We start from the raw sequence: 3098 nt of genomic DNA, 5'->3' as shown, positions 1-3098 counted from the left end.
CGATTATATTGGTTAACCTCTAAAACTGTGGCCAGTATTTATTGACCACTACAGTACGAAATCCTTGTATGACATGAGCATTTCTATTGTCGCCTTCGTCACCGAATTTGCTGATTTTTACGTTACTTTTTTGGCTAAATAGAATCGACTCTTTCGCTCTAAGACGGTGACGATTGCACCTGTGTCGTACCTGCCTAATATAGTGTCGATTTCCCAGTCTCCAAAGCGTTCTCGGCTATCGACAATCGATGGTCATCATTCGATACTGCATTTTTAATCGTTGGAGCCTTCTCTTTCACAGCCCTTTACGATATCGCTTATGTCCTTGCCTTAAATTGCTATAGAGCTTACCAACTTGACGTTTGTCTTGAGTAACATAGCGATAATAAATCCATTCATGGCTGATTGATGCTCCTGCTTTATTCAGAAGACGCGTGAGTGTGCTTGCGGCAATATTAGCCGCATACTCGGTTTCTTTTTAACTCACGATAAACCGTTGCACGGTGGCACTTCACTTTTTGGGCAATTACAGAGGTTGAAATTCCCAGTTCCAAAAGGGTAGCAATCTGGTATCCTCTCCTTTCGATCAACTGTTGATAACTCATGGTAGTACTACTTGTTTCTTTGGCGAGAAGAGCGTACCACTTTCAGCAGTTGGCTTCCTCTTCTACACCTTTCCATGAGTGTCGCACTTATTATCTGAAATCGGGCTATTTAATATAATGAGATATCCTACAAGGGATAATACATTGATAATATGTGATTAAATTACAATTTATCATACTGCCGTAAATGTTATTACACACTAGGTAAGGAAGCTCAAAGATCGCTATTATTAATATAAAGATGAGAGCTTAATGCTATTTTTCGCTGCATTTTTTCAAGGATCCAATACGGATCTCTTGCACATGGATTTTCTTTACTCAGCATTAAGATCATTAACACTTCGTCACGTATAGCAGTAATAAACAAGTGTTGTTTTTCATCACTACACTTAACAATTTCTATTCGATTTTCAATATACAAATACAATTCATCTTGCCAGTTTTTAATATCAACAATCGTTAGTTTCTCAAAATCCTCTTGGTTGACAACATCTAAGCATAAACTCGCACAATGAACGGTTAAAGATGAGATTTGCATACTAACGTCCCCCATTATTTAGAAAGTGTTCAAAAGCACTACCATCACGGCGTGTAAGGTTAGGAACAAAGCGAGAATAAACACGAAATAACATGGTGGTTGTACTGTGCCCCATCTGCTTTGCTATCCACTCAGGAGCTTCACCTGAGGCAAGCAATAACGTCGCATAGGTGTGCCTAGTTTGATAAGGGTTGCGGTGACGAAGACCTGCAGCATCAAGCGTGGGATACCAAATAGTTCGAGACACGACAGGATAACAAAATGGTTTACCTTTGCTGTTTACAAACACAAAAGTAGAAGTTGTGTGTTTACTCTTCTTATGTTCTTGTAGAACATCAACAACACGATCAATTAAATCAATATCTCGGTATGAACTTTCAGTTTTCAGATCTTTTAGTTCGTTACTAGAAAGTGCTTGTTTTACCTTGATCGTTTTATTTACGAAATCGATATCTTTCCACTGTAGTCCATCAATTTCCCCCGTTCTCATCCCTGTAAAAAAGCGGGTGATATAATAGGTTTGATAATCTCTCGGGACGACATTTAAAAAATGTTCAACTTCGTCTAAATGAAAGGGATCAATGACTGTTCGACCAACTTTTAACGCCTTAATATTTTTCCATGGTGAGTTAAAGTCATACCGATTTGCTGCTTCATTCAATAACTGACGCAATGGCGTCATAATGTGATTGATTCTAGAAGAGCTTAGGTATTCCCCCTTTCGTCCTGGAACTTGAGATAAAATAGAGCGAAACTGCAAAATTTTCTGCTTGGTAATAGAGCTAATCTTTTGATTACCAAAGGTGGGAAGTAAGTATTTTTCAATAACGCCAGAAACATCAATATAATGCCCCTTTGACCATTCGATCACTTTTTCAGCTAACCAAATATCAGCAAACTCAGCCAAGCTAGGACTATACGGTGCGTTATGATATTGAGAGGATACTCTCTCTCGATGCTCCATTGCTCTAAATTTTTCACACAACTTACTTTGAGAAAAATACTTTTGATACTCAAAGCAACCAAGAGTGATCTCAGCTTCTATTTTGTTAGCGAGTAAAGTGAGTCGCTTTCTATTGTGTGGGGTATCCGCTAACTGGGTTTGCTCTCGGCAACGCTGACCTCGATACCTAAAATCAATAACTAACTTACCATTACGAGTATTTATTGATCCCATAAAATCACCCTATTTACCCGTTAATAAAGATTCAATAGAAACGCCAATCAACATTTCTTCTTCAACACGTTCCCAAATAAATAAAATCTTTCGTCCTCCAAATGGGCGAATGTAGTGCACGCCTTCAAATAAAACAGAATCTTTTAATCGTTCACGAATGACACGCTCATCATATTTGATACGAGCTGCTAGCTCTGCTGTTGTAAGATAGGTATTGTCCATCGTACAATCTCCTATAACTCGATTTGATTTACAAAAATCTTAAATGCTCTCCTACAGAACAAAATGTAACACAATATTGACCTATTGCAACCATTTTTAACCTATAGGGGACTATTTTTATCAGGAGAAGAGCATGCTGAAGTGCCATTTATCTAAGCTAATGGGCGAAAAAAAATTAAAAATTTCTGATATATCAAGAAATACGGGAATAAATAGAGGCACAATTACACGCTTATATAACGAAACAGCAACACGAGTTGATCTTGAAGTAATTGAGCAGCTTTGCGATTACTTAGATATTACGGTAGGTGAGTTGTTTGAAATCCAGAAAGGCAGCGAAACTGATTAGATTATCTAATAACGACAGTGCTAACCGATAAGATAATGATTAAAGCCTACGAAAAATGGTGGTCACTAATTTGGTCACCGTTTGGTCACCGAGCATTTTTTTAGTGATTTTTTACAGACGTAAAAAAGCCCGCAATTGCTTGCGGGCTTTTCTATTTGGCTCCTCCTGCTGGACTTGAACCAGCGACATACGGATTAACAGTCCGCC

At 38.2% G+C, this 3098-nt stretch carries 4 protein-coding genes and 1 pseudogene; 1 reads left to right on the top strand and 4 read right to left on the bottom strand.

Annotated features, from left to right (window positions below):
• Positions 1–54 precede the first annotated feature (54 nt).
• The 4 genes and pseudogenes from I3259_RS20055 to I3259_RS20040 all read right to left on the bottom strand — a co-directional run.
• Positions 55–605: pseudogene (locus I3259_RS20055) on the bottom strand (IS30 family transposase); the annotation flags it as partial.
• 214 nt (positions 606–819) lie between these two features.
• Positions 820–1143, bottom strand: coding sequence for a hypothetical protein (locus I3259_RS20050; protein WP_238031427.1), 324 nt, complete (start codon positions 1141–1143; stop codon positions 820–822).
• Between the two features lies 1 nt (position 1144).
• Complete coding sequence (locus I3259_RS20045) at positions 1145–2320, bottom strand: DUF3596 domain-containing protein (RefSeq protein WP_238031426.1); 1176 nt, start codon at positions 2318–2320, stop codon at positions 1145–1147.
• A 9-nt stretch (positions 2321–2329) separates the two neighbouring features.
• Positions 2330–2542, bottom strand: coding sequence for a hypothetical protein (locus I3259_RS20040; protein ID WP_005366793.1), 213 nt, complete (start codon positions 2540–2542; stop codon positions 2330–2332).
• Positions 2543–2675: 133 nt separating this feature from the next.
• On the opposite strand from I3259_RS20040, the gene I3259_RS20035 reads away from it, so the two are divergent.
• Positions 2676–2891, top strand: a complete 216-nt coding sequence (locus I3259_RS20035) for a helix-turn-helix transcriptional regulator (protein WP_238031425.1) — start codon at positions 2676–2678, stop codon at positions 2889–2891.
• Positions 2892–3098 lie beyond the last annotated feature (207 nt).

The sequence above is a fragment of the Photobacterium sp. Ph5 genome (assembly GCF_022129445.1).
GTDB lineage: Bacteria > Pseudomonadota > Gammaproteobacteria > Enterobacterales > Vibrionaceae > Photobacterium.
The sequence above is the reverse complement of the archived record's forward strand: the minus strand, read 5'-3'. Positions and strand labels throughout refer to the sequence as shown.

Excerpts from the sequence above, each read along its gene's own strand:
- I3259_RS20045 (WP_238031426.1), bottom strand. The coding sequence starts at position 2,320 with ATGGGATCAATAAATACTCGTAATGGTAAGTTAGTTATTGATTTTAGG.
- I3259_RS20035 (WP_238031425.1), top strand. The coding sequence starts at position 2,676 with ATGCTGAAGTGCCATTTATCTAAGCTAATGGGCGAAAAAAAATTAAAA.
- I3259_RS20050 (WP_238031427.1), bottom strand. The coding sequence starts at position 1,143 with ATGCAAATCTCATCTTTAACCGTTCATTGTGCGAGTTTATGCTTAGAT.
- I3259_RS20040 (WP_005366793.1), bottom strand. The coding sequence starts at position 2,542 with ATGGACAATACCTATCTTACAACAGCAGAGCTAGCAGCTCGTATCAAA.